General features: G+C 48.3%; 3 protein-coding genes. 1 reads left to right on the forward strand and 2 read right to left on the reverse strand.

The window, feature by feature from the left end:
* Positions 1-172: 172 nt before the first annotated feature.
* On the reverse strand, positions 173-445 hold the full coding sequence (locus tag HMPREF0240_RS03480) for a DUF6092 family protein (RefSeq protein WP_035312323.1): 273 nt from the start codon (positions 443-445) through the stop codon (positions 173-175).
* Entirely contained in the window at positions 442-969 is a 528-nt protein-coding gene (locus HMPREF0240_RS03485) for a nitroreductase family protein (RefSeq protein ID WP_009002065.1), read from the reverse strand. Before HMPREF0240_RS03485 ends, HMPREF0240_RS03480 begins: the two co-directional genes overlap by 4 nt.
* Positions 970-1409: 440 nt before the next feature.
* Between HMPREF0240_RS03485 and HMPREF0240_RS03490 the strand changes: the two genes are divergently transcribed.
* Positions 1410-2285: a sulfite exporter TauE/SafE family protein gene (locus tag HMPREF0240_RS03490; RefSeq protein ID WP_009002066.1), complete on the forward strand. Its 876-nt coding sequence runs from the start codon at positions 1410-1412 to the stop codon at positions 2283-2285.
* Positions 2286-2414 lie beyond the last annotated feature (129 nt).

A 2414-nucleotide genomic window follows, 5' to 3' on the forward strand; every position in this document is an offset into this window, starting at 1 on the left:
TGTCCATCAGATTTTTCTATTTTATCCTAACGGAAACACGGCACACTTTAGGCATCCGAAAACACCTGCACAAATCCCCTCCGGCGTCACCTACACCATCCGCGGAAGGCTGGGCGCATCCGGCCGGGTGGGCGGGAGAGGCGGATGGAGTGGGCAGGGTGGGAGAGTATCATTATATTAGGTCTACCAGTTTGGCGGCGGAGTCCTGGAGCATTTGGTAGAAGGCGGGCTCGTCGGAGGTGCATTTGTGTTTGCCTTCTTCTATTAGTGTGATGAGGTCTTTGAGGTCCTGATTTTCGGGGGACTCTTCGAGGAGAAGCTGGCAGAGGCGCTGGGAGGCCTCTATTAGTCTGAGGGGGCCGTAGATGCGGGGCTCGTTTTCGAGGCCGGCGGCACTGGTGATCATGTAGATTAAGAGTTCGAGACTGGCTTCTTTGTTTTTCATTTTTCTTCCTCCCATTGATTGAAGTGTATGATTTGTTCGAGGGGGATTCTTCTGGGGTCTCTGGGGGCCCCCTCGGGGTAGCCTATGGACATCAGCATTTCTATGCGGTATGTATTGGGGAGACGGAGAAGCTTGCGTATGGCGGCATCGGTGTAGGACTTGATGGCACAGGTGCCGAGGCCTTCTTCTAGGGCAGAGAGCATGATGTTTTCGGCGGCCATGGAGGCATCCATCATACAGCCGTATATTTCAGAATTGCGGGAACCGTGCTCGAGGGCGTATTCCATGTCGGAACAGATTACCAGGATGACGGGGGGATGGCCGCTGAGTCCGGGGCTGAACAGGTCGACTTTGGCGACGAGTTTTGGGTCTGTGACGAAGGTAAAATGCCATGCCTGGAGATTGCTGGCGCTGGGCGCAAGTCTTCCGGCATCGGCAAGTCTTCGGAGAAGGTCTTCCGGGACCGGGGTGTCCTTGAATTTCCTTATGCTTCTGCGGGATTGGATTGCTTCGGTAACGTTCATAATCATACCTCTTTTCTTTTTTTAATCTGAAAATATTTTAGCCTTATAGGCTTGTTTTGGATCTGCGGGCAAATTTGAATTAGATTATCAGGAAATTGCTATCGCTTCGCTATAATCAGATACTTTGTAAACCTGGAAATATTTCATAAAATCCGGGGTGTGGACGTCCGGCTTATCTGCAAAAGAACATCCCCTGAGTATAAAAAAATTATAGCACAGAAATACATATATATGGAAATTATAATCACAGGAAATAGATTTAATTTGATGGGTTTTGAGACATACTAAATGTGTAAATTATAGAAAAAATGTTGACATTATTTTGGGAAGATAAATTCATAATAAGCAGATAAAACTTTATTGGAAGAATGTATAGGCTTTATTCTAATAAATCCAGCTCAAATGGCATGTTTACAAGAGAAAAGAGAGGAGAATACATCGTGAATTATGTAACAACAATTTTAAGGGTGGCGATTGTAGCCTATGCGCTTGTGTTTGCAGTGGTATTTGTGAAGGACTGTATGAATCACAAGGAGGACTTTAAGGGGCGGAAGCATGTCACCCTGTTTGTGATCGGTGTCATCACGAATTTTTTTGACACTCTAGGCATCGGAAGTTTTGCGACCACGCAGGCGGCTTTTAAACTGACAAAATCCAGCTCTGATAAAATTATGCCCGGGACACTGAATGTTGGGGACTGCATCCCGGTCATGACGGAGTTTCTATTGTTCCTCGGCCTGGTCGAGGTTGCGCCGCTGACACTGGTATCTATGATTGTGGGGGCAATTATAGGTTCGTTAATCGGAGCCAGTATTGTATCAAAATGGCCGGTCAGGGTGGTACGGTATGCTTTGGGCGGGGCGCTGGTATTTTTGGCAATTATGATGGGATGCCGTCTGATGGAGATCGGACCTTTTGGGATCGCAGGTACAGCAACAGGGCTGATCGGCTGGAAGCTGATTGTGGCAGTCGGCGTGAACTTCCTTCTGGGAGCGCTTATGACAATCGGAGTAGGGCTCTACACTCCCTGTATTGCCCTGTGCAGCGCCCTGGGCCTGAATGTAAAAATTGCATTTCCGGTAATGTTCGGATCCTGTGCATTTCTGATGCCGTCCTGTGGATTTGCATTCATTAAGAAAAGTAATTACGACAGGGCTGCAGCTGCCTGGCTGACCATCGGAGGTGCGGTGGGAATATTCATTGCATTCTACATTGTACGGTCACTTCCGCTGGAGGTCCTGACATGGATTATTATAGTAGTGATGCTGTATACGGCTGTCATGTTTTTCAGGGACGCCGTAAAAAATGCTGCATAAGTTTTAGCTCATGAGCTTTAGCCTCGGGAGCGGACGAAGGGGGCGCTTACCGTGAGCCGGGACGGACTGTGAAAAGCACCTGTCCTGTTGGAAATACAGCCGCTGCGCTAAGCGGCAGTAAGAGGAAAT

The organism is Clostridium sp. D5 (assembly GCF_000190355.1).
Lineage (GTDB): Bacteria > Bacillota > Clostridia > Lachnospirales > Lachnospiraceae > Faecalicatena > Faecalicatena fissicatena_A.

Excerpts from the sequence above, each read along its gene's own strand:
- HMPREF0240_RS03480 (WP_035312323.1), bottom strand. The coding sequence starts at position 445 with ATGAAAAACAAAGAAGCCAGTCTCGAACTCTTAATCTACATGATCACC.
- HMPREF0240_RS03485 (WP_009002065.1), bottom strand. The coding sequence starts at position 969 with ATGAACGTTACCGAAGCAATCCAATCCCGCAGAAGCATAAGGAAATTC.